Origin of the sequence: Pseudomonas cichorii, assembly GCF_018343775.1 — a bacterium.
GTDB lineage: Bacteria > Pseudomonadota > Gammaproteobacteria > Pseudomonadales > Pseudomonadaceae > Aquipseudomonas > Aquipseudomonas cichorii.
The window spans coordinates 4,699,641-4,725,438 of the sequence record NZ_CP074349.1 but is presented as its reverse complement, the minus strand read 5'-3'; the positions used below and the strand labels follow the sequence as shown (position 1 = coordinate 4,725,438).

General features: G+C 58.1%; 18 protein-coding genes. 12 read left to right on the top strand and 6 right to left on the bottom strand.

Annotated features, from left to right (window positions below; genetic code table 11):
* Window positions 1-2 precede the first annotated feature (2 nt).
* The 5 genes from wbjC (at window position 3) to KGD89_RS20095 (ending at window position 6,661) form a co-directional block, all read left to right on the top strand.
* Entirely contained in the window at window positions 3-1,121 is a 1,119-nt protein-coding gene (wbjC, locus tag KGD89_RS20115; protein ID WP_025261564.1) for a UDP-2-acetamido-2,6-beta-L-arabino-hexul-4-ose reductase, read from the top strand.
* A 23-nt stretch (window positions 1,122-1,144) separates the two neighbouring features.
* Window positions 1,145-2,275: a non-hydrolyzing UDP-N-acetylglucosamine 2-epimerase gene (wecB, locus tag KGD89_RS20110; protein ID WP_025261563.1), complete on the top strand. Its 1,131-nt coding sequence runs from the start codon at window positions 1,145-1,147 to the stop codon at window positions 2,273-2,275.
* 14 nt (window positions 2,276-2,289) lie between these two features.
* Entirely contained in the window at window positions 2,290-3,546 is a 1,257-nt protein-coding gene (locus KGD89_RS20105; protein WP_025261562.1) for a glycosyltransferase family 4 protein, read from the top strand.
* A complete protein-coding gene (locus tag KGD89_RS20100; protein ID WP_025261561.1) occupies window positions 3,543-4,511 on the top strand; it encodes a UDP-glucose 4-epimerase family protein in 969 nt (322 codons plus the stop codon). The genes KGD89_RS20105 and KGD89_RS20100 overlap by 4 nt, the downstream gene beginning before the upstream one ends.
* Window positions 4,512-4,666: 155 nt before the next feature.
* Complete coding sequence (locus tag KGD89_RS20095) at window positions 4,667-6,661, top strand: polysaccharide biosynthesis protein (protein ID WP_025261560.1); 1,995 nt, start codon at window positions 4,667-4,669, stop codon at window positions 6,659-6,661.
* Between the two features lie 49 nt (window positions 6,662-6,710).
* Here the strand turns inward: KGD89_RS20095 and lon are convergent, their stop codons facing one another.
* Window positions 6,711-9,128: an endopeptidase La gene (lon, locus tag KGD89_RS20090; RefSeq protein WP_025261559.1), complete on the bottom strand. Its 2,418-nt coding sequence runs from the start codon at window positions 9,126-9,128 to the stop codon at window positions 6,711-6,713.
* 259 nt (window positions 9,129-9,387) lie between these two features.
* Between lon and KGD89_RS20085 the strand changes: the two genes are divergently transcribed.
* The 5 genes from KGD89_RS20085 to KGD89_RS20065 all read left to right on the top strand — a co-directional run bounded on the left by KGD89_RS20085 (window position 9,388) and on the right by KGD89_RS20065 (window position 14,738).
* Window positions 9,388-10,059 (top strand): methylamine utilization protein, encoded by a 672-nt coding sequence (locus KGD89_RS20085; protein ID WP_025261558.1) that lies wholly within the window; start codon window positions 9,388-9,390, stop codon window positions 10,057-10,059.
* On the top strand, window positions 10,059-12,413 hold the full coding sequence (locus tag KGD89_RS20080) for a bifunctional diguanylate cyclase/phosphodiesterase (RefSeq protein WP_025261557.1): 2,355 nt from the start codon (window positions 10,059-10,061) through the stop codon (window positions 12,411-12,413). Before KGD89_RS20085 ends, KGD89_RS20080 begins: the two co-directional genes overlap by 1 nt.
* A 3-nt stretch (window positions 12,414-12,416) precedes the next feature.
* Window positions 12,417-13,280, top strand: a complete 864-nt coding sequence (locus tag KGD89_RS20075) for a DUF3034 family protein (RefSeq protein WP_025261556.1) — start codon at window positions 12,417-12,419, stop codon at window positions 13,278-13,280.
* Window positions 13,280-13,702 (top strand): group I truncated hemoglobin, encoded by a 423-nt coding sequence (locus KGD89_RS20070; protein ID WP_025261555.1) that lies wholly within the window; start codon window positions 13,280-13,282, stop codon window positions 13,700-13,702. The genes KGD89_RS20075 and KGD89_RS20070 overlap by 1 nt, the downstream gene beginning before the upstream one ends.
* Window positions 13,703-14,291: 589 nt before the next feature.
* Complete coding sequence (locus tag KGD89_RS20065) at window positions 14,292-14,738, top strand: cupin domain-containing protein (RefSeq protein ID WP_236249407.1); 447 nt, start codon at window positions 14,292-14,294, stop codon at window positions 14,736-14,738.
* 71 nt (window positions 14,739-14,809) lie between these two features.
* On the opposite strand, the gene KGD89_RS20060 is transcribed toward KGD89_RS20065, so the two are convergent.
* Together KGD89_RS20060 and KGD89_RS20055 are read right to left on the bottom strand one after the other, a co-directional pair.
* Window positions 14,810-17,227, bottom strand: coding sequence for a glucose/quinate/shikimate family membrane-bound PQQ-dependent dehydrogenase (locus tag KGD89_RS20060; RefSeq protein WP_025261553.1), 2,418 nt, complete (start codon window positions 17,225-17,227; stop codon window positions 14,810-14,812).
* Between the two features lie 346 nt (window positions 17,228-17,573).
* Window positions 17,574-19,604, bottom strand: a complete 2,031-nt coding sequence (locus KGD89_RS20055) for a TonB-dependent receptor (RefSeq protein WP_025261552.1) — start codon at window positions 19,602-19,604, stop codon at window positions 17,574-17,576.
* Window positions 19,605-19,860: 256 nt separating this feature from the next.
* On the opposite strand from KGD89_RS20055, the gene KGD89_RS20050 reads away from it, so the two are divergent.
* Window positions 19,861-20,088: a VF530 family protein gene (locus KGD89_RS20050; protein WP_025261551.1), complete on the top strand. Its 228-nt coding sequence runs from the start codon at window positions 19,861-19,863 to the stop codon at window positions 20,086-20,088.
* 38 nt (window positions 20,089-20,126) lie between these two features.
* Window positions 20,127-20,789, top strand: a complete 663-nt coding sequence (locus KGD89_RS20045) for a Pr6Pr family membrane protein (protein ID WP_025261550.1) — start codon at window positions 20,127-20,129, stop codon at window positions 20,787-20,789.
* Between the two features lie 29 nt (window positions 20,790-20,818).
* Here KGD89_RS20045 and KGD89_RS20040 read toward each other — a convergent pair whose 3' ends face one another.
* The 3 genes from KGD89_RS20040 to KGD89_RS20030 all read right to left on the bottom strand — a co-directional run bounded on the left by KGD89_RS20040 (window position 20,819) and on the right by KGD89_RS20030 (window position 25,361).
* Window positions 20,819-21,589: a siderophore-interacting protein gene (locus tag KGD89_RS20040; protein ID WP_025261549.1), complete on the bottom strand. Its 771-nt coding sequence runs from the start codon at window positions 21,587-21,589 to the stop codon at window positions 20,819-20,821.
* A complete protein-coding gene (locus KGD89_RS20035) occupies window positions 21,586-22,182 on the bottom strand; it encodes a PadR family transcriptional regulator (RefSeq protein WP_074568803.1) in 597 nt (198 codons plus the stop codon). Before KGD89_RS20035 ends, KGD89_RS20040 begins: the two co-directional genes overlap by 4 nt.
* A 71-nt stretch (window positions 22,183-22,253) precedes the next feature.
* Complete coding sequence (locus tag KGD89_RS20030; RefSeq protein ID WP_025261547.1) at window positions 22,254-25,361, bottom strand: biosynthetic peptidoglycan transglycosylase; 3,108 nt, start codon at window positions 25,359-25,361, stop codon at window positions 22,254-22,256.
* Between the last annotated feature and the right edge of the window lie 437 nt (window positions 25,362-25,798).

Here is a 25,798-nt window from a genome sequence, read left to right as displayed (position 1 = left end):
AGATGAAGGTTCTGATTACGGGCGCCAATGGTTTCGTTGGCCAGAATCTTGTTTCCCATCTCGGGGAACGGGCCGACGTGCAGGTTCTGCGCTTTACCCGTGACGACTCTCTGGACAGCCTGCCAGCGCTGGTTGCACAGGTGGATTTCATCTTTCACCTGGCGGGCGTCAATCGTCCGCAGGATCCGCAGGAGTTCCAGACCGGCAATACCGACCTGACTCGTGCCTTGTGCGATGCGATCGTGAGCAGTGGTCGTCAGGTGCCGATTCTGTACACCTCTTCGAGCCAGGCCGAGCTGGACAATGCCTATGGCAGCAGCAAGCGCGGTGCCGAAGACGCACTCCTGGCTCTGAATGCCAGCCATGGCGTGCCGGTTCACCTGTTTCGCCTGCCGAACGTTTTCGGTAAATGGGCGCGACCGAACTATAACTCGGCTGTCGCAACGTTCTGCCACAACGTTTCCCGCGGCTTGCCGATCAGCATCAACGATCCACAGGCGCGTATCAGTCTGGTCTACATCGATGACGTGGTCAGGCATTTCCTGGCCGTCATGGATGGCAAGCTGGCGGGTACGCCTTTTGTGAATGTCGAGCCGCAATACGCGATCTCTGTGGGTGAACTGGCCGAGCAGCTGCATGTGTTCCGCGACAGTCGCCAGACGATGATCACCGAGCCGGTCGGCACGGGTCTGGTGCGAGCCTTGTACTCGACTTACCTGAGCTACCTGCCACCGGACCGCTTCACTTATGAAGTGCCCAAGCATGGTGATCCGCGTGGCGTGTTCGTGGAAATGCTCAAGACCCGGGACTCCGGGCAGTTTTCCTATTTCACTGCGCATCCGGGCATTACCCGTGGCGGTCACTACCACCACTCCAAGACCGAGAAGTTTCTGGTCATCAAGGGCAAGGCCTGTTTCCGCTTCCGCCATATTGTTTCCGGCGAGTTCTATGAGTTGTTCACTACCGGTGAACAGCCGCAGATCGTTGAAACCGTACCCGGCTGGACCCACGACATCACCAATGTCGGTGAGGACGAGATGATCGTCATGCTCTGGGCCAATGAAATCTTTGACCGGGAACACCCGGACACTTATGCGCGCCCCGTCGGTACTGAAGCCTGAGCCGCTGTTGACAGGATATTGAAATGAAAAAGCTGAAAATTGTAACTGTCGTGGGTACGCGGCCGGAGATCATTCGTCTGTCGCGGGTCATGGCTGCACTGGACGAGCATTGCGATCACATTCTGGTCCACACGGGCCAGAACTACGATTACGAACTGAACGAAATCTTCTTTCAGGACCTGGGCATCCGCAAGCCGGACCACTTCCTGAATGCCGCCGGTGCCAGTGGTGCAGAAACCATCGGTAACGTGATCATCGCTGTCGACCGCGTGCTGGCTGAAATCCAGCCTGAAGCTCTGCTGGTGCTGGGTGATACCAACAGCTGCATGGCCGTGTTGCCAGCCAAGCGTCGCAAGATCCCGACATTCCACATGGAAGCGGGCAACCGTTGCTTCGATATGCGGGTTCCGGAAGAAATCAACCGTCGCATCGTCGACCATACGGCCGACATCAACCTTACTTACAGCACCATCGCCCGGGATTACCTGTTGCGCGAAGGTCTGCCTGCGGATCGCGTGATCAAGACCGGCAGCCCGATGTTCGAAGTGCTGGGTCATTACCGTGAAGGTATCGACAATTCGGACGTTCTTACCCGTCTGGGGCTTGAGCCTGGCAAGTTCTTCGTCGTCAGTGCGCACCGTGAAGAGAACGTCGACTCGGACAAGAACTTCCTCAAGCTGGTGGACGTGCTCAATACCGTGGCGGAGCAGTTCGACCTGCCGGTGATTGTCTCCACCCACCCGCGTACCCAGAAGCGGGTTGACGCCATGGGTGTGACTTTCCATGCCAATGTGCGCCTGCTCAAGCCACTGGGCTTCAAGGATTACAACAAGCTCCAGCTCGAATCGAAAGCCGTACTGTCCGACAGCGGCACGATCAACGAAGAAGCTTCCATCCTGAACTTCCCTGCACTGAACCTGCGTGAAGCTCATGAGCGTCCTGAAGGCATGGAAGAAGCTGCGGCCATGATGGTCGGGCTGGAAACCGAGCGCGTACTGCAGGGCTTGAACATTCTCGACAGTCAGTCTCGTGGTGACGAACGCAGTCTGCGTCTGGTGGGCGATTACAGCATGCCCAACGTCTCGGACAAGGTCGTGCGTATCCTGCACAGTTACACCGACTACGTGAACCGTGTTGTCTGGAAGCGTTACTGATCCGAGTGGTAGAAATGGCTGAAAAAGCGTTAAAAGTTCTTGTCGTAACGCAGTATTTTTGGCCGGAGAACATGCGGATCAATGATCTGGTCCGCGATCTTTCGGCAAAGGGGCATGAAGTCACCGTCTTGACGGGGTTGCCGAATTACCCTGAAGGCAAGGTATTTGAAAGCTACCGCGAGAAGCCTGAAGGATTCAGTCAGTATTGCGGTGCCGAAGTCATCAGGGTGCCGCTTGTCCCGCGTGGCAAGCGGAGTCTGACTCTGGTGCTCAACTACCTGTCGTTCTTCATCAGCGCTTCGACGCTGGGTGCTTTCAAGCTGCGTGGGCGCAAGTTCGATACGATCTTCGTGTATGCCGTCTCGCCTGTCATGGCCGCCATTCCGGCGCTGGTGATTGGGCGGTTGAAGCGTGCGCCGGTGTTTGTATGGGTGCTGGATCTGTGGCCCGAAACCCTGCGTGCAGTCGGTGTGCTCAAGCAGCCTTTGCTGCTGGGGTTGATCGGCAAGGTCGTTTCGTGGATCTACAACCGCACCGATTATCTGTTGCTGCAATCCCATGGCTTTCTGGACAATGTCAGGCGCTACTGCACCCGACCGATTACCGATGATCGCCTGGTTTACTTTCCAAGCTGGGCCGAAGACGATTTTTCATCTTCATCGCCGCCATTGTGTGATTTGATCAAGCCGGACCCGAATGTATTCACGGTCGTCTTTGCCGGCAATCTGGGCGAGGCTCAGGATTTCCCTGCCGTACTGGATGCTGCCGAGTCGCTACGGGCCAGTAATGTCGTGCGCTGGGTCATTGTCGGGGATGGCCGCATGAGCGAGTGGATTGCCGAGCAGATTGCGAGCAGACAACTGGACAATGTGCACCTTCTGGGACGTCATCCACTGGAAGCCATGCCAGGGCTGTTTGCCCAGGCCGATGCCTTGCTGGTGTCGCTGAAAACCAATGATGTGTTTGAAAAGACCATTCCGGGGAAGGTTCAGGCATACCTGGCGTCAGGAAGACCCATACTGGGAATGATCAATGGTGAAGCTGCACGGGTGATCAACGAGTCAGGTGCCGGTTTCGCCTGTGATTCCGGTGATGCCCAGGGGCTGGCAGCGATTACCCGAGCACTTGCAGATGCCGGTCAGACCCAGCGCGAAAGCATGGGCCGTGCAGGGCGCAACTATTATGAGCAGCACTACGCCAAGGGCAACCTTCTGATGCGTCTGGAAACCCTTTTTCGTCAAGCTACCCTTCGCAAAGTGAGTCAGTCATGAGTTCCTCTTCTGTGTTACTGACAGGTGCAACCGGTTTTGTCGGTAAGGCACTGCTCGCCAGTCTGCTCACGCGAGGCGATAAAGTGACTGCCGCCGTACGCGATTCTTCGGCACAGGTCGATCCGCGTGCCACGCTTTGCCAGGTTTCCAGCCTGGATGGACAGACGCAGTGGCAGGACAGTCTCCGGGACGTGCAGGTGGTGATCCATGCTGCAGCCCGCGTGCATGTCATGAACGACACCGAAGCCGATCCGCTGGCAGCATTTCGCAAGGTCAATGTTGAAGGGACATTGAATCTTGCGCGTCAGGCGGCAGAGGCAGGCGTACGCCGTTTTGTCTTCATCAGCTCCATCAAGGTCAACGGTGAGGGCACCTTGCCTGGCCAGCCTTACCGGGCTGACGATACGCCTGCTCCGATCGATCCGTACGGGATCTCCAAGATGGAAGCCGAACAGGGATTGCGGGCTCTGGCCGAGCAGACGGGGCTGGAGGTGGTGATCATCCGGCCGGTGCTGGTCTACGGTCCTGGAGTGAAGGCCAACTTTCTGTCGATGATGCGCTGGCTGGACAAAGGCGTTCCGTTGCCTTTCGGAGCCATCGACAATCGACGCAGCCTGGTCGCCCTCGACAATCTGGTCGATCTGATCGTTACCTGCACATCGCATCCGGCCGCTGCCAACCAGACATTCCTGGTCAGCGATGGCGAGGACCTGTCGACGACCATGCTGCTCAAGCGCATGGCCAGTGCACTCGGCAAGTCGGCGCGTCTGCTGCCCATACCGTCTGCCTTGCTCGTGCTGGCCGCCAGATCGCTGGGCAAGCGTGCGTTGTCCCAGCGTCTTTGCGGTTTCTTGCAGGTCGATATCGAGAAAACGCGCTCGTTACTGGGCTGGACGCCTGTGACAAGCGTTGATCAGGCCTTGTCGGCGGTCGCCCGTCACTATCAGGAACATCAAGGCAAATAGCCCTGTACCGGCTTTTGTCGGGGAGTAGTATTCAAATTCAGTGCGGTAGCAGGCAAAGCGCCTTGTAGCCAAATTGCGATAAATGGTTTTCAACGACGCCGCACACCATGAAGTCCGCACATTGCGACATGGAGTCAGGTGGAGGTAGAGGGATGATGATGAAATTACGCTCGCGAATGCTGGGTCTTTCGCGCAAGAACAAGCGAATCGTGCAGGTCGGCGCCGACATTGTGCTGGTCTGGGGCGCCTTGCTGCTCGCTTTTGTCGTGCGGCTGGGGTTTGACGCGACCTTCTCCTCCCTCTTCGATCACCTCTGGTTGTTCGCCGCAGCGCCGGTGTTGACCATCCCCATCTTCATCCGCTTTGGCATGTACCGCGCCGTCATGCGCTTTTTCGGCAACGATGCGCTGATCACCATCATCAAGGCCGTCAGCCTGTCTGCGTTGCTGGTATCGCTTGTGGTGTATTGGTATGGCGACCATGAAGTGGTGGTCCCGCGTTCGGTCATTTTCAATTACTGGTGGTTGAGCCTGATCATGATCGGCGGCTTGCGCCTGATCATGCGCCAGTACTTTCTGGGTGACTGGTTCATGGCTTCCCAGCATGTACCCTTTACGTCACGAGACAACGGATTGCCCAAAGTCGCCATCTACGGTGCTGGCGCAGCGGGCAATCAACTGGTCGCAGCCTTGCGTCTGGGGCGCATGATGCGTCCGGTGGCTTTCATCGATGATGACAGCAGCGTGACCAAGCGCACCATCGCCGGGCTGGTGGTTTACAAACCCCGGCATATTCAGCAAATGATCGATGCCACCGGTGCCCAGGAGATTCTGCTGGCTATTCCGTCAGCGACCCGTGCGCGTCGTCGCGAGATCCTCGAGTACCTGGAAGGCTATCCGCTGCATGTGCGCAGCGTTCCCGGCTTCATGGATCTGGCCAGCGGCAGGGTCAAGGTCGATGACATCCAGGAAGTGGGCATCGCCGACTTGCTGGGTCGCGATTCGGTATCGGCTCAGGATGACCTGTTGGAGCACTGCATTACCGGCAAGGTCGTGATGGTCACCGGCGCAGGCGGTTCGATCGGCTCCGAGCTGTGCCGTCAGATCCTGATGCTCAAGCCCTCCCGGCTGCTGCTGGTCGAGCACAGCGAGTTCAACCTCTACAGCATTTTCGGCGAGTTGGAAAAGCAGGTTCAGCAAGAGGCACTGGAGGTTGAAGTCCTGCCCATTCTCGGGTCAGTGCGCTACTTCGAGAAGATGGTCGATCTGATGCGGACCTGGAAGGTCGAGACGGTCTATCACGCTGCCGCCTACAAGCATGTGCCGATCGTCGAACACAACAGTGCCGAAGGTGTGCTGAACAATGTCATGGGAACCTTGCACACCGCTCAGGCTGCGGTTCAGGTTGGCGTGGCCAATTTCGTATTGATCTCCACTGACAAGGCGGTTCGTCCCACCAACGTCATGGGCAGTACCAAGCGACTTGCGGAAATGATCCTGCAGGCGCTCAGTCGCGAGGTTGCACCGGTCCTGTTCAGTGGCAGCAACAAGGTTGCTCACGTCAACAAGACACGCTTTACGATGGTGCGCTTCGGCAATGTGCTGGGGTCTTCCGGCTCGGTGATTCCGCTGTTCCACAAGCAGATCAAGAGCGGTGGCCCGCTGACGGTGACACACCCGAATATCACCCGTTACTTCATGACTATCCCCGAGGCGGCTCAACTGGTGATTCAGGCGGGTTCCATGGGGCAGGGCGGCGATGTCTTCGTGCTCGATATGGGCGCACCGGTCAAGATCGTCGAACTGGCAGAGCGCATGATCAATCTGTCGGGTCTGAGCATGCGTTCCGAACGCAATCCCCATGGCGATATCGCCATCGAGTTCACAGGCCTGCGTCCTGGGGAAAAACTCTATGAGGAGCTGTTGATCGGCGATAACGTGGTGCCAACCCGTCACCCCATGATCATGAGCGCTGACGAAGACTTCCTGCCGTGGGAGGTTCTCAAGGACAAGCTGGCGTTGCTTCTGGATGCGGTGTCCTCGGACGACTATCCCCGCGTCAGGCAAATGCTCGGCGAACTGGTCGCCGGTTATACCCCAGAGGGCGAGATTGTCGACTGGAAGCATATTGAACAACGCGCCAATCAATAGCGCGGGTTGAGCTTCGTGAAGGGGGCAAACCCTTCACGAAGGCAAACCTTCAGAACAACACTTTCGCCACATCCGCAAAGCGCTTGGCGAAGTGAACGGTCAGTCCTTCCTTCAGGTAATCGGGTAGCTCCTCGAAGTTTCCGCGATTGGGTTCCGGCAGGATCAGTTCGTTGATCTTCTGGCGCCGTGCCGCAATGACCTTCTCACGCACGCCACCAATCGGCAGGACATGCCCTGTCAGTGTCAGCTCGCCGGTCATGGCCACGCCTTTCTTAGGTGGCTGATTGCGTGCCAGAGACAGCAGGGCACTGGCCATGGTCACGCCGGCACTCGGGCCGTCCTTGGGCGTTGCGCCTTCCGGAACGTGGAGATGGACAAAGGCCTCGTCGAAGAACTTCGCATCGCCGCCGAAGCTTTTCAGGTTGGAACTGACGTAGCTGTAGGCTATTTCTGCAGACTCTTTCATCACATCACCCAGTTGCCCGGTCAGCTTGAAGCCGCGGTTCAGGGTGTGGATGCGTGTCGCTTCGATAGGCAGAGTGGCGCCGCCCATGCTGGTCCAGGCCAGGCCTGTAATGACGCCGGTGCCGGACAAGACCTGTTCGCTGCGGAACACCGGCATGCCCAGTGAAGCCTCCAGATCCTTGTTGCCGATCTTGATGACTGAGTCGGGTTCGTCCAGCAGCTTGACCACCGCCTTGCGCACCAGCTTGCCCAGTTGCTTCTCCAGTTGCCTCACACCGGCTTCGCGGGCGTAGCCTTCGATGACTGCGCGCAGGGCGCTGTCGCTGATCGACAGTTTGTTCTTGGTGACACCGGCCTTGTCCAGTTGCTTGGGCCACAGGTGGCGTTTGGCAATGGCGAGTTTTTCTTCGGTGATATAGCCGGACAGGCGGATCACTTCCATCCGGTCCAGCAGGGGGCCTGGAATCGAGTCCAGTGTGTTGGCGGTGCAGACGAACAGCACCTTGGACAGGTCCAGGCGCAGGTCCAGGTAGTGGTCGAGGAATTCGACGTTCTGTTCCGGATCCAGGGTTTCCAGCAGCGCGGAAGCCGGGTCGCCCTGGTAGCTCTGGCCCATCTTGTCGATTTCATCGAGCATGATGACCGGGTTCATCACTTCCACATCCTTGAGTGCCTGCACCAGCTTGCCCGGTTGGGCGCCGATGTAGGTACGGCGGTGGCCCTTGATTTCGGCCTCGTCGCGCATGCCGCCTACGCTCAGGCGATAGAAAGGACGGCCAAGGGATTCGGCAATCGAACGTCCGACGCTGGTCTTGCCCACGCCCGGCGGGCCGACCAGGAGGACAATCGAGCCGCTGATTTCGCCTTTATAGGCTCCCACGGCGAGAAATTCGAGAATACGTGCCTTGATGTCGTCGAGCCCGGCATGGTGCTGGTCGAGCACCTTGCGGGCGTGCTTGAGGTCCAGTTTGTCTTCGCCGTAGACGCCCCAGGGCAAAGAGCTGGCCCAGTCCAGATAGTTGCGGGTCACGGCGTATTCGGGGGAGCCGGTTTCCAGGACCTTGAGCTTGCCGATTTCCTCGTCGATTTTCTTGCGGGCCTGGGGCGGCAGGGTCTTGCCTTCCAGGCGCTGCTCGAACTGTTCGATATCGGCGCTGCGATCGTCCTTGCTCAGCCCCAGTTCCTGCTGGATGACCTTGAGTTGTTCTTTCAGGAAGAACTGGCGCTGATGTTCGCCGATCTTGCGATTGACCTCGGCGGAGATCTCTTTTTGCAGGCGCGCGACTTCGACTTCCTTGCGCAGCATCGGCAGGACTTTCTCCATGCGCTTGAGCATGGGGACGCAATCGAGTACTTCCTGCAGTTCGACGCCGGTGGCTGATGTCAGGGCGGCGGCGAAGTCAGTGAGGGGCGAGGGATCGTTGGGGCTGAAACGGTTGAGGTAATTCTTCAGCTCTTCGCTGTAAAGCGGGTTGAGGGGCAGCAGTTCCTTGATCGCGTTGATCAGGGCCATGCCGTAGGCCTTGACCTCGTCGGTGGGCTCGTTGGGCTGCTGCGGATATTCGATTTCTACCAGATAAGGCGGGCGATGGTGCTTGAGCCAGGTACGGATACGAACGCGGCTCAAACCCTGGGCCACGAACTGTAATCGACCATTTTCGCGGCTGGCATGGTGAACCTTGACCAAAGTGCCATACTCGGGAAGCGCCTTGGTATTGAAGTGGCGAGGATCCTCCTGGGGAGTGTCCATGAAAAACAGCGCAAGCGAGTGATGTTCGGACTTGCTGACCAGCTCCAGGGTTTCGGCCCACGGCTCTTCATTGACGATCACAGGCAGAACCTGTGCCGGAAAGAAGGGACGGTTGTGGATCGGAATGATGTAGACCTTGTCCGGCAGGTTCTGGCCTGGAAGAGCAAGGGACGTGCTGTCGGAGCTCAGATGAATCGTGTGTTCGGCTGCGTCATCAGGCAAATCTTGTGAGTCTTTCTGCTGGTCACTCATAGGGCACCTGCGAAATTGAACATGATGCTTAGATGGGGCAAGTGCCCTCAGGTTTCAATGGGGGCGGTCGATAGCGTGAGTAGGAGGCAATCAGTCAATGATATGCAGGGCATTGCCCTGTGTTTTTTAAGGTTTGATTGCTTGATGGCAAATGCCTGATGTTGCGTGCTCTTAATGGGTCGACAGTTCATCTGCATGCAAAACCATGCCAAGGCTGGCGTTCTTGTTATCAGTACTGCCGTTTTGGATTGAATCGAGTATGACCAGAGTATTTTCTTCAGTTGTCCTGACTGGATTATTGGCGTTGTCCGCTGCACATGCATCTGCTGCGGCATTGACTGCCCAGGTATTCGACAAGCAAGGCAAACCGCTTGCCGATGCGGTCCTGACGCTCAAAGGACCTGCCGCAGGTGCTGTCAGCGGTGGCAAGGCTGAAATGGACCAGCGCGACCAGGAGTTTTCGCCGCGCGTGCTGGCTGTGCACACCGGCGCGCAAGTCAAATTCCCCAACAGTGACAACATTCGTCACCAGGTCTATTCCTTCTCCCCCGCAAAACGCTTCGAGCTGCGTCTCTATGAAGGCACACCTTCCGAGCCGTTGCTGTTCGACAAGGCGGGTGTCGTGGTGCTTGGCTGCAATATCCATGACTGGATGGTCGGCTACATCTATGTCACTGACGAACCATGGTTCGGTGTGACCGACAGCAATGGCACCCTCAAGCTTGACCTGTTACCTGCCGGTCATTACGTGGCAACGCTCTGGCATCCTCAGGCTGAAGACATGCAGCCGGTTTCGGGGGGCGAGTTCGATATTCCTGCTTCGGGCCTGACCCAGCGCTTCAACCTCGATGTCGAGGTCAAGAATGAAGACAAACCTGCCAGGCCCGCTCCGGGAGCGTTTGGCGAAGCTTTCCACAAGGCTGCTCATTGATGAATTTTCGTAACAGCTTTCAGGCGCGCATTGCCTGCGTATTGATCGCTTTGTTGCTTATCGTGGTCAGCGCGGTGTTTTTTGCCGTCAAGATCGCGACGGGCGATGCGGTCCGTACTCAGGCTCAGGCGCAACTGGAAGTGGGCAGTCGGGTTTTTGAACGCCTGATCGAGCTGCGTGGCAAGCGCTTGCGCGATACGGTGCAATTACTCTCTGCCGATTTCGGCTTCCGCGACGCGGTAGCCAGCGAGGACTCATCGACCATCCGCTCGGTGCTGTTGAACCATGGTGCGCGGATCAATGCCAGCGACATGTTTCTGCTGGGCATGGACGGTACGGTGATCTCCAGTACCGAATCCAACGTGCCTGAAGGCTCGAAGTTCGTCTACGACCAGGCATTGCGTAATGCCAAGCGCAATAAACAGTCGGTGCTGATCGTCCCGGGCGGCGGCATACCGCACTTGCTGGTTGAGAGTACGGTCCTGGCTCCCTTGCCCATCGGACGTGTCGTGATGGGGTTTGCCATCGATAACGATATCGCTCAGGAGCTGCGCTCCCTCAGTGGACTCGAAGTGTCGTTCCTGACCGTGGAGCACGGCCAGCCTGGCGAGTTGATCAGTACCCAGCCTGAGGCGTTGCGCCCCGGCATGGTCGAGTTGATGCGTAGTTTGTCCGAGGGGCAGATGCGCGTCACCGAGCAGTTGAATCAGAACTTTCTCAGCCAGTCACTGATGCTGGCCAACACCGGCCAGGCCAGCGACGGGCAAGTGATCGCTTTGCTGCAAAGCCCGCTGGACAAGGCCTTGCAGGCCTTTGCGCCTCTGGATGAAAAGATCTTCTGGATATCCCTGGCGGCACTGTTTGGTTCTTTGTTAGGTACGCTGGCACTGGCGCGCAGCGTGTCCACTCCGGTTCGGGAACTGGCACTGGCGGCCCAGCGTATCGGTGATGGTGATTATGAAACGCCGGTGGTGATGACGCGCAGCGACGAACTGGGCATGCTCGCAGGCGCCATCAACGCCATGCAGCAGGGTATTGCAGAGCGTGAAGGGCAACTGGCGCACAACGCCTTGCATGATGCGGTGACCGGTCTGCCTAACCGGGCGCTGGTCATGGAGCGTCTGGGCAGTGCGATTGCTGCGGAGCGCCCGGTGGCCTTGATGTACCTGGGCATCGAGAACATGGCGTCGATCAACGAAAGCAGTGGCGCCGAAGGTGTGGATCAATTGTTGCGCCAGGTGAGCAGGCAACTGCAGGATGCCCTGGGCTCCGGTGATACCGTGGCCCGCCTGGCGGTCGATGAGTTCCTGTTGTTGCTGGATAACACCACCAGCGATGGTGCCGTGGCCATGGGCGATACCCTGCAGCGTATCCTCAGCGAACCGCATCGTGTGGATAACCAGGATGTCTCCCTTGAGTGCTGTATCGGTATCACTACCTATCCCGAAAACGGTGATGCCCCCAAAGAACTGCTCAGCCGTGCAGCAATTGCCCGTAAAGATGCGGCAAGCCTGCCGGGGCGCATGCAGATCTATGAAGATGGTCGCGACCTGGCTCACCAGCGCCAGATCAGCTTGATCCGCGACTTGCGCAAGGCTGCGCAGAATGGCGAGCTGATGCTGCATTACCAACCCAAGCTGGATATCAGCAAAGGTCATGTGTGTCAGGCCGAAGCCTTGTTGCGCTGGAGTCATCCGCAGTTCGGCAATGTATCGCCTGCCGAGTTCATCGTGCTGGCCGAGCGTACCGGCAGCATCCAGTTGCTGACCAACTGGGTGATTGAGGAAGCCATGCGCCAGTTGGCCGAGTGGAACAAGCGTGGCCTGGTCATCCAGCTGTCGGTCAATATTTCTGCCGATGACCTGCTCAGTGGCGATCTGGTCGGACACGTTGTAACGCTGCTCAACCTTTATGGCGTACCGGCCGAGCAACTGATTTTCGAGATCACGGAAAGCGCCGTGATGAGCGAGCCTGAGAAAGCCCTGCTCGTGCTCAACCGTTTGCGCGATTGCGGCATCAGTCTTTCGGTGGACGACTTCGGCACCGGCTACTCTTCATTGGCACACCTCAAACGATTGCCGGTACAGGAGTTGAAAATCGACCAGTCCTTTGTTCGCAACCTGGATGAAACCAGTGAGGACGCTGTGATCGTGCGTTCCACCATCGAGATGAGTCACAACCTGGGACTCAAGGTGGTTGCCGAGGGTGTCGAGTATCAGCACAGCCTGGATTTGCTTGAGCGTTGGCATTGCGATACGGCTCAGGGCTACCTCATCAGTCGCCCTTTGACCGCCTCCGCGTTCGAGGCATGGATTGCCACGTCTCTGACTCCCCCCAGCCTGATGGTTAATTGAGCTATGACCTACAGAATTTCGTTGTTGTTGGGTTGCTTTCTGGGGGCTTTCTCGTCCCTTGCCATGGCCGATAACGGTCGTTTGATCGCTACGGGAGGCGCCAGCAGCATAGAAGGTGCAGCGGGCGGCGGGATCACGCCGTGGGCGGTGATTACCGGTTATGGCGAACAGGGTGAGTGGGGCGCAAGCGCGTTTGCCACGCATATCGATTTGCCCGACTACACCCTGGATGTGGCCGGTATGGCGGTGGCCTACGGTAACCGTGTCGAGTTGTCCTATGCCCACCAGCGTTTCGATCTGGGCACCTTGCAGCACAAGTTGAGTCTGCCTGAAGACAACCTGACCCAGGATGTCTTCGGTATTAAAGTGCGCTTGTTCGGCGACCTGATCTACGATTCCCTACCTCAGGTTTCTCTGGGGGTTCAGTACAAACACCAGAACGACTTCCTGATTCCGAGCCTCATCGGCTCAAAGCGTGATTCTGACGTCGAGGGTTATCTGACCGCCAGCCGCCTGTTGATGGGGGCGGCCTTTGGTTACAACGTCGTGGTCAACGGTGGCGTGCGTTACAGCCGCGCCAATGAAACCGGTTTGCTGGGCTTTGGTGGCGACCGTCGCGACAGTCGCAGCGTCCTCAAGGAAGGTTCGGTGGCTGTTCTGTTCAATCCACGCTGGGCCATGGGGGTTGAGTATCGCGAAAAACCGGACAACCTGTCGTTTGCCGGAGAAAGCGACTGGGCTGATATCTTTGTCGGCTATTTCCCCAACAAGCACTTGTCGATTGTCCTTGCCTACGCACGACTGGGCGAAATCGCCACGCTGGATAACCAGAACGGCACTTATCTGTCTATTCAGGGGAGTTTCTGATGAAACGTCTGTTGATGGGTCTGATGATTGCCTTGCTAGTGGGCTGTGCCCAACAGCCACCCAAGGATGACAGCCTTTATCAAGACCTCGGGCAGCGCGCCGGTATTCAGCGCATTGTCGAGGGCATGTTGATGAACGTTGCCCAGGATGAACGTATCGTCGAGCGCTTCAAGCGGGTCAATATTGTTTTGTTGCGCGACAGGCTGGTGGAAAAACTCTGTGTCGAGGCCGGAGGCCCCTGCGAATACAAAGGTGACAGCATGGCTGAATCCCACAAGGGGCAGAACCTGACCCGCAGTGATTTCAATGCGCTGGTGGAGAACCTCATCAAGTCCATGGATGCCGAGAAAATCCCGGTGCCGGTGCAAAACCGCCTGATCGCCCGGCTGGCGCCGATGCGTGGGGAAGTGATCGAGAAGTAATCTTCTTGCAGGCCTGCTCACAATCAAGTCGTTCACGTTGCCGACTTGATTGTGAAACGGGTCAAACCGCTGTTCCCCTTCCGAAGTCTATTTATCTTTTGATTTTTTCTGTGAAAGCAGAGGTTCTGCTTTTGTGAAGAAATATTAACTTGTGGTTTTACCGGCTGATGCAATTCAACTGCCCGGATAAAATCGATGCGCCAAAGCCTCATGGAATAGAAATAAAGAAATACGCCTCAGAACATATTTCTAAATTTTCAGGGATATGGTATTTCCTTCAGACGCTCAAGACAGGCTATCCCCTGTCCTCAGGCCACGGCGTTATAAACAGCTACCCGTATGTGCATAACGTTTTTGTATCGAGTTTTATACGCAGTTGTACATGTGTAAGACGAACTGCGCGTCTTCAAAAACAGCAGTGTCTATTCAAGCCTTTTTTGCTTTGGTCATCTGTCCGGATAACCAGGGCCGTTTTCAGTGTGTTTTTCATTCCCAGGGAAGTTATATGCTGCAGAAACAAAATGTGCTGTTGAAAAATGTTATCGCTCGTCAACTTGAGCTGATTCGCGTACTGGGCACCGGAGTCGCCATGGCGGCTGTGGTCATGCTGCCTCTGGGTACCGCCCACGCGGCAATACCGACCACGGAGGTTGCGCAGCAGGGGATAAGGGCGTTCAAGTTGTGCACAGGCACTGACAACCGTGCTCATATCCAGGAAGGTACAGTCGATCAGAAGTTTCGTACCAATGTGGACATCATCCACTTCAAGGAAACGGCACCTCATTCGTCCTACGACTGGCATCCCGCTCCCGAAGAGCAATACGTGATCACTCTGAGCGGCACGCTCGAGTTCTTCACTACCGGCGGCGAAACCTTTGTCCTGCACCCGGGCGATGTGCTGGTTGCCCAGGACACCACAGGCGAAGGGCACCGCTGGCAGATGGTCGGCGACGAGCCATGGCGTCGGGCCTACATCACCCTCAAGCCGGGGGTGAAAACCGCATTCGTGCCCAAGGCTGGCTCCAAGGGCTGCTGACCGGTTTGACGGCGGATGTAAAAAGGCGGCTCCCCCTCAGGGGAAGCCGCCTTTTTTTGCTGCACGAAGTATCACTTCGGCAGTTTGAACGCCATCACGTAGTCGCCTTGTTTGGTCCCCAGTGAGCCGTGACCACCGGCTACCACCAGCACATATTGCTGGCCGTCCTTGCCGGTATAAGTCATCGGGGTGGTCTGGGCACCTGCGGGCAGGCGTGCTTCCCACAACTGCTTGCCGTTACGGACGTCGTAGGCGCGCAGGTACTGGTCCAGCGTACCGCTCAGGAAAGCCACGCCGCTGGCGGTGGTGAAGGTGCCGCCCAGGCTTGGAACGCCCATGGTCAGGGGAATCGGGACCGGCGAGCTGTCACGCACGGTACCGTTCTTGTGCATCCAGATGGTCTTATGGTTGGTCAGGTCCACGGCTGCCACATAACCCCATGCTGGCGCCTGGCAAGGCAGGCCCATTGGCGAGAGCAACGCTTCGAGGATCACGCCATAAGGTGCGCCCTTGTTGGGTTGCACGCCTTCGGTTTCGCTCTTGCGACCCGGCCCGGCTTCAACCTCGGCGGCCGGCACCAGTTTCGAGCGGAACGCCATGTAGCTCGGGTTGACGAACGCGATCTGACGAACCGGGTCAACCGAGATACCACCCCAGTCGAACACGCCGAAGTTGCCTGGATAAACGATCGAGCCCTGCAGCGATGGCGGCGTGAAGGGACCTTCGTAGCGCAAGGATTTGAAATCGATCCGGCACAGCATCTGATCGAATGGCGTCACGCCCCACATGTCACGCTCCTTGAGGGGCGGTGGCATGAAGTTCAGGTCGGACTTGGGCTGGGTCGGCGAGGTGTGATCCCCTTCGACTGCGCCTTGCGGTACTGGTACTTCATTGATCGGCACGATGGGCTGGCCGTTGCTGCGGTCCAGCACATAGATGCTGCCTTGCTTGGTCGAAGCCAGCACCGCCGGTTTGACGCCATCGGCGGTTTTCATGTCCATGAGGGTCGGTTGACCGCCCACATCCATGTCCCACAAATCGTGATGGGTAAACTGGTAATTCCAGCGCACTTTACCGGTGGCGATGTCCAGCGCTACCAGACCTGCGCTGTATTTCTCCGAGGCTGGCGTGCGGTTGCCGCCCCACTGATCAGGCATCTGATTGCCCATCGGCAGGTAGAGCATGCCCAGCTTTTCATCGACGCTGAACATGGACCACATGTTCGGCGAGTTGCGGGTGTAGGTCTTGCCTTCGGCGATAGGCGTCGTATCGTCCGGATTGCCGCTGTCCCAGTTCCAGACCAGGCGGCCGGTGTGAACGTCGTAGGCACGGATGACGCCCGAAGGCTCGTCGATGGAAACGTTATCGGTGACATGGCCGCCAATCACCACCAGATCCCTGGTCACGGCCGGTGGCGACGTGGAGTAGTAGCCGCCCGGCGCGAAGGTACCGATATTGGCGCTCAGATCGATCGAGCCTTTGTTGCCGAAGTCTTCACACATCTTGCCGGTATCGGCGTTCAGAGCGATCAGACGGGTGTCGGCAGTAGGCAGGAAGATACGGCGCGGGCATGCATTGCCGGCAGTGCTTTCGGCAGCCGGTGTGGCCGGGCTTTGAGCAGGGCTGCTCGCGGCATAGGCAGCGTCATCGTGATACGAGACGCCACGGCAGGTCATGTGCGCCCAGCCTTTGAAGTTTTCTGCATTCTGGGTGCTGATCTTCGGATCGAAGCGCCAGATTTCCTTGCCGCTGTCCGGGTCCAGGGCGATCACCTGGCTATGCGGTGTACACACGTACAACATGCCGTTGACTTTGAGCGGTGTATTTTCGGCTGTGGTTTCTCCCGGATCGTTCGGTCCTGGGATGTCGCCGGTGCGATAGGTCCAGGCGGGCACCAGGGTGTTGACGTTCTGTGGCGTGATCTGGGCCAGTGGCGAGTAGCGGTCGCCGAAGCCGGTACGGCCATAGGACTGCCAGTCGCCATCGGGCATGGCAGGAGCCGTGTTGGTGGTGCCTGCGGTTTCGCGGTCCAGTTGTCCTTCGATACGACCGGGATTTGTGAACTGGCTGGCCAGTGCGGTCAGGCCTGCTAGCACGACCGCGACCGTCAGGGCTCCTGTGCCCAGGCGGGCAGGTTCGCCACGCAGCAGAGGCCGACGAAACCATGGCAACAGCAGGACGATACCCAGTGCGAACCAGAGCGCCAGACGTGGCACCAGTTGCCACCAGTCGAGGCCGACTTCCCACAAGGACCAGACCGTGCTCGCAAACAACAGAAGCGCATACAGGCCAAGGGCGGAGCGATGTCCCAGGATGAGCAGCACGCCGGTGACTGTAAAACCGATGCCTGCCAGCAGGTAGTAGAGCGAACCATCCAGTTGCATCAGTCTGAGGCCGCCAACCAAGAGGACCAGTCCCATCAGCGCGATCACCAGACCGAGCAATGTGGGTAACAGGCGATTTCTACTCAAAGCACCTTCAGTGCTCATAATGCGAATCTCCGTGACGATTGAATGTTTTATTGACGCTGTTGTGCGCATCGCACATTGGCGTCATGTTTTTGAACGCTAGTTCTTGAAACGAATTTCCGACAGCCGATATCAACCATTGGTCAGAAAACGGGCGTTGAGGCGTAGACCGCCATGGCTGGCGTTCGTGCATTGAAATGGGATGACACCTACTGCTCGATGGCGTACGACGTCAGGCCAGGGTAGAGAATGATAGGGAGCTAACTAATTTTTGACCAGACGCAAACCTGACAGGCACTGTTGCGCCATTGGCAACAGTGCTGCTCGCAAGCCCCCGCGCATTGCACGCTGGGGCTTTTCAAGGCGATCAGAAAGTGGTGCGTAAACCGACTTGTACGCTACGGCCCTGGGCCGGTGCGATATCCCGCAGGATCGAGCTGGCGTAGCGCACGGTCTGGTTGGTCAGGTTCTCGCCATTGACGAAAGCCAGCCATTGGCTGCTGCCCAGATTGAAGCGGTAACCGGCACTGGCCCCCAGCGTGGTGTAACCATCGGTCGTGGATTCGTTATCCGGGACTCGACGCTGAGCGCTGGCATGCTCGATATCGAGGCGAGCCTGCCACTTGTCCAGTTCCCACAGCAGGCCACTGTTCAGACGCAAGGGTGCGATACGGGGCAAGGCTTCGCCGGTATCCAGATTTGTGGCGCGGGTGTAGTCACCGGACAGTTCCAGTGCCAGGCTGCCGTAGCGGTTTTCACCCAGCTTCCAGTGGTCCTGGGCCTCGAAACCGCTGAAGCGCGCACGAACGCCAGCGTAGTTGAATTCTGGGATGCCGCTGGCATCGTCCTGTCCGTCTTCATCGACGGTACGACCACTGCCCAGCAAGCCGATGTAGTTGGAGAAGTGGCTGTAGAAAACACCCGCACTGCCTTTGTGGGTGCCATTGTCGAAGCGCAGGGCCAGATCGCTGGAAACCGCTTTTTCTTTCGAGAGGTCGGCATTGCCGCGCTCGTAAGTGCCGGTGGCCACGTGAGCGCCATTGGCATACAGCTCATAGAAGGTTGGAGCGCGTTCGGTATAACCCAGCGTCGCAGCCAGGGACCAGACGGGTGTCAGAGTGTAGACCGCGCCCGACGACAGGCTGCCCGCCGTGAACTTGCTGGAGTTGTCGGCTGCGGCGAAACGATCCTTGCCCTGAGCATCGGGATTGACCGTGGTGTGTTCGATGCGTCCGCCCAGGCTCAGCTTCAAGCGCTCGGTGGCTTGCAGTTCTTCAAGAATGAACAGCGCGCCAGCATCGGTATCGGTCTGCGGCACGAAGGCTTCTTCACCCAAGGCAGAAAACTCGCTGCGGGTTATCTGTGCGCCCACCACGCCATTGACTGGCCCTATGGGTTGATGACGGGCTTCGATGCGGGCTTCGTAACCCTTGTTCTTGAAGGTGGTGCCGACTTCGCCGCCTTCGATCTCGCGGTGTTCATAGTCGGTGTAGCCCGCGTCCAGTTTGACCGACGTGAAAGGCCCGGACAGATTGCGGATCTCGGAGGCGAAAGCGTAATGCTCCTGCTGCATGCGGATACGCACGTCCTGCTCGGCGGGTGAGCCGTAGTTGGAGTCGTAGTTGCTGTACGACACGCCCGCATAGCCGTCATCCCAGGTGTAGGAGCCGCCGACGGCGCCGCCGTCCTGACGTCCATCGCTGTTGCTCAGGCGGTTTTTCTTGTCACCGTCTTCGCTGCCCTGGGCGCGCAGCTCGCGGGTGCGGGCGTAGCCGGGGATGTGCAGGTCATTGAACTCACGGGCGTTGGCATCGATGTGCAAGGCGAACTGACCGTTACCGGCTTCCAGTTTGCCCGCGCTGCTACGGGTCGTATCTGCTCCGCCGTAACGAAGTTCGCCTGCACCGTGAATGCCTTCGATGGCTTCGGTGGGGATGCGGTTATCGAAGGTGTTGACCACGCCGCCGATGGCGCTGCCGCCATAGAGCAGGGCGGCCGGGCCTCGAACGATTTCGACGCGGTCGACATTCACCGGGTCCAGCGGGACGGCGTGGTCGTAGGACAGGGACGAAGCATCCAGCGCGCCTACGCCATTGCGCAGGATACGAATCCGGTCACCGTCCATGCCGCGAATGATCGGGCGGCTGGCGCCCGGGCCGAAATAGGACGAAGAAACTCCCGGCTGCTTGTTCAGGGTTTCACCCAGGCTGCCTTTCTGCTCAAGGGTCAGGGCATCGCCTTCCAGAACCGTTGTCGGCGTTGCCAGTTGATCGCTGCCCAGCGGGTTGGCTGTGATGACCTGAGGTTGCAGCTCAAGGCTTTCTGCTGCATGGGCTGGCGCGGCCAGCAGCAGAGCGGTTGCCAATGGCGTCAGGCGCCAGAGCAGGTTGCGGTGCATCGGTGACATATCGGTTTCCTTGGCAGGGCGCATGGCAGAGCCCCAAGTCGAGAGTTAAGCGGGTAGGTACGTAATTTATTGTTACACTATAACATCTCTTTTTGTCGTGAAAAGGGGAACTTTTCCGTGTCTTCCATGAAGGCTTCTTGTGGGCGGAGCTGGCGAAACTTCACTCATCTCACGCTAAGCTCTTCCTACCTTCTGATGGCTCGGCTAAGGTGCGCACCTTCGCATTCATCAAGCTTCAAGGTCAGTCATGACAACAACCCAGAACGACCCTCTGCACGGCGTCACGCTGGAACAGATCCTCAAGGCTCTGGTCGAGCACTATCAATGGTCCGGTTTGTCTGAGCGCATCGATATTCGCTGCTTCAAGAGTGATCCGAGTATCAAGTCCAGCCTGACTTTTCTGCGCAAGACGCCCTGGGCTCGCGAGAAAGTGGAAGCGCTGTACGTGAAGCTGCATCGCAGCAAGGGTTGGTAAGACACTCGGCATGGACGCTGGCCTTCAAGGATCAAAAGATGCACAGCGAACATCCGCAACTGACGCAGGGACAGCGTCGCTACACGCTGGTTGCCGCCTGCCTGGGCTGGTCTGGCCTGGCTATCCAGATGTATCTGATTTTCTGGGCGCGCTGGGCCGATCAGGCCAGCCTGCTGGGCGGTCTGGTTCGTTTCTTCAGCTTCTTTACGGTCTTGAGCAACACGCTGGTCGCGGTGGCGCTCACCTGTGCATTGAGTCATCGCCAGTCCCGCGGGCATGATTTCTTTCGCCATCCGGTCGTGTGCGGCGGCATTGCTGCCAGCATTGCGCTGGTAGGTATCGCCTATAACCTGCTGCTGCGCCATCTGTGGCAACCACAAGGCTGGCAGTGGATCGCGGACGAATTGTTGCACGACGTCATGCCGCTGATCTTCGTGGTGTATTGGTGGCTGTATGTGCCCAGAGGCAGGCTTCGTTTTAACCATGTGCTGCTGTGGACGCTGTACCCGATCCTCTACTTCGGCTATGTCCTGCTGCGCGGCGATGCATTGGGGGATTACATGTACCCCTTCATCGATGTCGGCACGCTCGGGTATGCGCAGTCCTTTATCAATGCGGGTGGCGTGCTGTTGGGGTTTGTGGTGATTGCGCTGGTTTTGCTGGGGATTGATAAAGGGTTTCGCGAAAGAACGCCTCGATGAGTGCGTTCATTCGCGAAGAAGCAGCCTGATCAGCCTTCGTCATTCTCATCCAGACGCCAGTAACCAGCCGCCTTGACGAACCCCTCATCAAGCCCGAATTCGTCCAGCAGCACACGGCGGATCTTGCGTGACAAGGCCGCTTCGGTTGCAACCCAGGCGTAGAGCTTGCCGGCAGGCACTTCCAGACTGCGCGCAACGTCCACCAGATTCTGTTCGCCGCGAATGATCCAGGTGACATCGATCTGCGCCTGGCTTGTGAAAACCTGTTGTTCATCCTTGTTCGCAATCTCGACCACCACCCGCGCAATGCGATTCGCTGGTAGCGACTCCAGACGCCGGGCAATGGCCGGGATAGCGGTTTCGTCGCCGATCAGCAGATAGCTGTCGAAGATATCGGGCACCACCATCGAGCCGCGCGGGCCGGCTATGTGCAGGAATTGCCCCGGCTCGGCCTGCGCTGCCCATGTCGCGGCCGGCCCGTCACCGTGCAGGACAAAATCGATATCCAGTTCGCCTGTGGCTTCGTCGTAACGACGCGGCGTGTAGTCGCGCATGGCAGGGCGTGGGCCGTCGCCGTTGCTGCCGGGTGTGAAGTTGTCCAGCGCCGCCTGCTCTTCGGGAGTCTGGGCGAACAGCAGCTTTACGTGGTCATCGGTGCCCAGGCTGATGAAGCCTGCCAGTTGTGGCCCGTGCAGGGTGACGCGACGCATCAGCGGGGTCAGCTCGGCGACACGCAGGACTTCAAGCTTGCGCACTCGGATTTCATGGTTGACGCGATGGATCGATTGCTGCGAATTCATACGGACTTCTCCGACACGGATTGGGGGCCATCAACGATGGATTTAGCGGTTTCATTGAGCAGGTCGCGAACACGCAGAATTTCTTCCGGGCTCCAGCGGCCATGGTGCATTTGCAGCGCATGCCGCAGGTTGTGTACCGCTTCATGGATCTCCGGTGGCCGGTCATGCCCGCGCAGAGAGCGCTTGCTGACTTCGATCCGCATGCGCACGCCATCCAGCGCAACGGCCTGCTCGGTCAGCGACTCCAGGCCGGCAACAGTGATGGTGTAGCGTTTTTTACCGCCCTGGGCATCGCCCAGGATCAGTTCGCTTTCTTCAAGAAAGGTCAGGGTGGGATAAATCACGCCGGGGCTTGGGCTGTAGGCGCCATCGAACATGCCTTCGATCTGGCGGATCAGGTCATAACCATGGCAAGGCTGTTCGGCAATCAGGGCCAGCAGCAACAGCTTCAAGTCGCCCGGAGCGAATACTCGGGGGCCACGTCCGCCGCGTTCACGGCCGGGGCGTTTTTCAAAACCGTCGCGGCCATCGCCATATTCGCGCAGCAGGGGACGGTCGTCGGGGCGGTGAGGGTCATCACGCATTGTCTTCATCTCTCGTTACGATTTAGATATACCTTAAGATATATCTTAAAAACTTCGCAAAGAGATACAGACAAACGGTCTTACAGCCGTGTGGAGGGTGTGCTGCACATGGCCTGTCCACCATTTTCCAGATAGGGCGTGAGGATGGGCGCCATGCCTTTGAGTACCTGCACCGGCAGGGCCGAAGTAAACCTGAAACCTTCGGCGGCGCGTCCGGGGACAAAGGCGGTCAGGGTGCCAAAGTGGTTTTCACCGATGTAGAACACAAAGGTTGCCGTGCGATTGATGGCCCTCGAACTGATCACCCGTCCACCCGCGCCAATGCTTTCGATACGGTTGTCGCCTGTGCCGGTCTTGCCGCCCATGGCCAGGGTGCTGCCATCCTGCAATTTGAAAGTGCCTTGCACACGCTTGGCCGTACCGCCATCCACCACCTGCGACAGCGCTTCACGCATGGCTGCCGCGACCTCCGAAGGCAGAACGCGCTTGCCCAGTTCAGGGTTACTGGCCAGCACGGTTTCATAAGGTGTGTCAGCAGCAAAGTGCAGGCTGTCGATGCGCAGGGCAGGCAGGCGAATACCGTCGTTCTGGATGATGCCGATCAACTCGGCCAGCGCCGCAGGTCGGTCGCCCGAGCTGCCTATGGCGGTAGCCAGTGAAGGCACCAGATGATCGAACGGATAACCCACACGCTGCCAGCGTTGCTCGATATCCAGAAACGCCTCGACTTCCATCATCGTGCGGATGCGGCTGTCCCGAGCACTCTTGTGTCGGCTCTTGAACAGCCAGCCATAGACTTCCTGGCGCTCATGACGGCTGGCTGCAACTGCATCCTTGAACTGGGCGTCGGGGTATTTCAACAGGTAACCGAGCAACCACAGGTCCAGAGGGTGGACACGCGCGATATAACCCTGATCCGGCAAGTCGTAGGCGCCAGGCCCGTAGTTTTTGTAAAGCTCTGTCAGGCGTTTTTCGGTGAGTTTCGGGCGGGTTCCGGTTTCGACCAGATGGGCGCGGACGAAGGCATTGAACGTATCCTGATCGGCACCTGGCAACAGGTAGCGATGCACTGCCGCCAAACGGACAGCCGTGGGATTGATGCCATCGAGAAAGGTGTCCAGCCGTTCCTGGGTGGACTTGTCCTTGTAGCGTTTCCAGAACTTCAGCAGGAAAACCGTGCCTTCTCGGTCGGCAAACTGGCTCAGGTATTCCTGGCGACGGGGGTTGTCATCATCCTTGAGCAACGCGGCGCTGTTGTTGGGTGCCTGATAAGTGCTGTAGCGCACCAGATCACGCATCAGGCGAATGAAGGGCAGGTTGATCGACTCGCGCAGGGACTCGCGCAGCGTCGGAATCCGCTCATTGTCTTCGCGACGGAAATTGTTGAAGCGATGCAGGCCGCCACCGGTAAAAAAGCTTTCGCCAGGGCTGGCCGAATATTGTCGATCCAGGGCCGCAGAGAGCATTTTCGCCAGGTCACGGTCCTTGTTTTGTATCAGGTAATCCAGAGCCCAGCGGGTCAGCCGGTCAGGTTCTTCGACCGGGGTTTTTCTCAACGCTGTAACACTCATGTCGGCGTAGCGTGCGTGCAGCTCGGCGATGATTTCCAGATAAGTGGTCAGCACTCGCATCTTGGCAGTGGAGCCCAGCTCCAGCTTGCTGCCCTCGTTGATGTCGAACGGCTGGTCGGTGCTGTCGGTTTGCACCCGTACCCGCGAACCGTCCGGCCCGCGCTCGAACAGAGTGAAGCTGTAACGCACCTGAGCTGTGCTGGCCGGTGACAGTAGCCGTTCGCCGAACAGGCCGATTTTCTCCGCGAAGGCCGGGTTCGCCAGATCGCGCAGGTATTGGCTGACACTGTTTTGCAGCTCGCCTTGCAGCGTACTGGTGGCTGACAGATCGAGCCGGTCCAGATCATAGAGCGGGCGATTGAGCAGGTTGGACAGCCGGCTGCGCGCCACACTGATGCCCTTGTTGGTTTCAATGGGCTGGATTGTCGGTTGCTGTACCCAGTCACGGTAAGTGACCGCGCTGGCCAGTGCCGCGTTGGCCAGCGGTTGATCGATGACCTGTGCCTGTGCGAGCAAGCGAATATGGCTGTCAGTGAGATCCGCCAGTTCCAGTCGGCCTTTGGTCAGGTAATAGGACGGACGACGCTGGGCAATCACCAGCGATAACACCTCGCGCAGCGCCAGACCTTTTTCGCCCAGGCCCTTTGCGTCTTTCGGGTCTGAGGCGAGTACCTGATTGGTCCTTGCAAAGTCGGCACCGAACCAGACTCGCAAGCCTTCAGCCATGCCATGAACTTCGCCATGACCGGGCACCGCGGACAATGGCACGCTGTTCAGGTAATCACGCACCACATGCTGACGTGCCTGCAAGGTCTGCTCGCCCGGCAGATAGGCCCGGACACTGGCAGAAATCATCTGACGCAGTTTCTCTGAGCCCGATTGCGTCAGGCCGTCCGGAGAGTGGCGATATTTCTCCAGTTGCGTCGCCAGGGTACTGCCGCCTGCTGACTGGCCAGGGATCGCAAATATCTTGGCCACCTGAGACAGTGCCGCCTTGGCGAAGCGCGGCCAGTCCACGGCCGGGTTGGCCAGTGGCTGCTGCTCATCGAGCAGATCACGGTTCTCGATAAACAAAAGACTGTTCACCACCAGGGGCGGGATGGAGGCAAAGTCGGCGTAGAGTTGCTGCGGATAGCGAAACTCATAAAGCGGTTCACTGCGGCAGTCGGTAATCGACAGGCCAGCCTGTATCTTCTCCTCGTAAGGAACGAAAAAGCCGTGTTGGCTGTAGCGCAACAGCTCGGGAGAAAAGCGCGTCTGCCGGGTAACCAGATAATCGCGTTTGAGCAGACGCGACAGGAATTCATCCATCGACGAATAGCCCAGGCGTTTGTCAAAAGGCCCCTCACCGGGATAAACCACTGCATCGCTCGGGCCGGGTTCGAGCGAATAGCTCAAGCTGGCGGCAAAGCGGCTGAACTCCTTTGCCTGAAGCCTTGAACTGCGGCTTTCGACGGCAATGGCTGCCCCCAATGCAATGCCGCCCATCGTCACCACGACCCAGAACACCCTCCACCCGTAACGCTTGCGGCGGGGTGGCATGGACATGGGAGGGTCATCCTGACGCTCAGCAGAAATCACACCTTGCCTGGTATCGGAATGCCGTAATACGCCCATGATCGATTGGCCCGGTCACCCTGTTAGTCGCACTTGTCTCAAGCTTAGACGCTGGCCGCAGTTGCGGGAAAAATTGTCTTGTGGCGTGGGAGATTTCAGGCAGGCAGGGGCGTTTGGTGGGCTACCAGGCGACTTCATTGTGCTGGTATTTGTTAGCAAGAGATATTGCCCGGAAAAACGTAAGGGGTTTCTGAAATTAAAAAGTGTAGGACATTTCCTTTTATTTTATTCGGGATTGAACATGATGGGCCTGAGTGATTATGTCCGGCTTGTCAGTGGCAAGGGTGCCCTGCATAAAATCAATAATAAGGAAGTTATCATGAACAAGCGCTGGAACTGGTTTTACCCGGCATTCTTATGCGGGTGTTTATGGGCGTTTTCAGGTCATGCACTTGCGCAGGCCCAGGGGGGCATTCCAGCTTCCCGTTTCGACTGCC

What these genes read in the sequence shown, in the direction of transcription:
- KGD89_RS20040 (WP_025261549.1), bottom strand. Translation starts at nt 21,589, where the DNA reads ATGAATTCGCAGCAATCGATCCATCGCGTCAACCATGAAATCCGAGTG.
- KGD89_RS20030 (WP_025261547.1), bottom strand. Translation starts at nt 25,361, where the DNA reads ATGGGCGTATTACGGCATTCCGATACCAGGCAAGGTGTGATTTCTGCT.
- KGD89_RS20050 (WP_025261551.1), top strand. Translation starts at nt 19,861, where the DNA reads ATGACAACAACCCAGAACGACCCTCTGCACGGCGTCACGCTGGAACAG.
- KGD89_RS20060 (WP_025261553.1), bottom strand. Translation starts at nt 17,227, where the DNA reads ATGAGCACTGAAGGTGCTTTGAGTAGAAATCGCCTGTTACCCACATTG.
- wbjC (WP_025261564.1), top strand. Translation starts at nt 3, where the DNA reads ATGAAGGTTCTGATTACGGGCGCCAATGGTTTCGTTGGCCAGAATCTT.
- KGD89_RS20085 (WP_025261558.1), top strand. Translation starts at nt 9,388, where the DNA reads ATGACCAGAGTATTTTCTTCAGTTGTCCTGACTGGATTATTGGCGTTG.
- KGD89_RS20075 (WP_025261556.1), top strand. Translation starts at nt 12,417, where the DNA reads ATGACCTACAGAATTTCGTTGTTGTTGGGTTGCTTTCTGGGGGCTTTC.
- KGD89_RS20045 (WP_025261550.1), top strand. Translation starts at nt 20,127, where the DNA reads ATGCACAGCGAACATCCGCAACTGACGCAGGGACAGCGTCGCTACACG.
- KGD89_RS20080 (WP_025261557.1), top strand. Translation starts at nt 10,059, where the DNA reads ATGAATTTTCGTAACAGCTTTCAGGCGCGCATTGCCTGCGTATTGATC.
- KGD89_RS20095 (WP_025261560.1), top strand. Translation starts at nt 4,667, where the DNA reads ATGATGAAATTACGCTCGCGAATGCTGGGTCTTTCGCGCAAGAACAAG.
- KGD89_RS20100 (WP_025261561.1), top strand. Translation starts at nt 3,543, where the DNA reads ATGAGTTCCTCTTCTGTGTTACTGACAGGTGCAACCGGTTTTGTCGGT.
- wecB (WP_025261563.1), top strand. Translation starts at nt 1,145, where the DNA reads ATGAAAAAGCTGAAAATTGTAACTGTCGTGGGTACGCGGCCGGAGATC.
- KGD89_RS20070 (WP_025261555.1), top strand. Translation starts at nt 13,280, where the DNA reads ATGAAACGTCTGTTGATGGGTCTGATGATTGCCTTGCTAGTGGGCTGT.
- KGD89_RS20035 (WP_074568803.1), bottom strand. Translation starts at nt 22,182, where the DNA reads ATGAAGACAATGCGTGATGACCCTCACCGCCCCGACGACCGTCCCCTG.
- lon (WP_025261559.1), bottom strand. Translation starts at nt 9,128, where the DNA reads ATGAGTGACCAGCAGAAAGACTCACAAGATTTGCCTGATGACGCAGCC.
- KGD89_RS20055 (WP_025261552.1), bottom strand. Translation starts at nt 19,604, where the DNA reads ATGCACCGCAACCTGCTCTGGCGCCTGACGCCATTGGCAACCGCTCTG.
- KGD89_RS20105 (WP_025261562.1), top strand. Translation starts at nt 2,290, where the DNA reads ATGGCTGAAAAAGCGTTAAAAGTTCTTGTCGTAACGCAGTATTTTTGG.
- KGD89_RS20065 (WP_236249407.1), top strand. Translation starts at nt 14,292, where the DNA reads ATGGCGGCTGTGGTCATGCTGCCTCTGGGTACCGCCCACGCGGCAATA.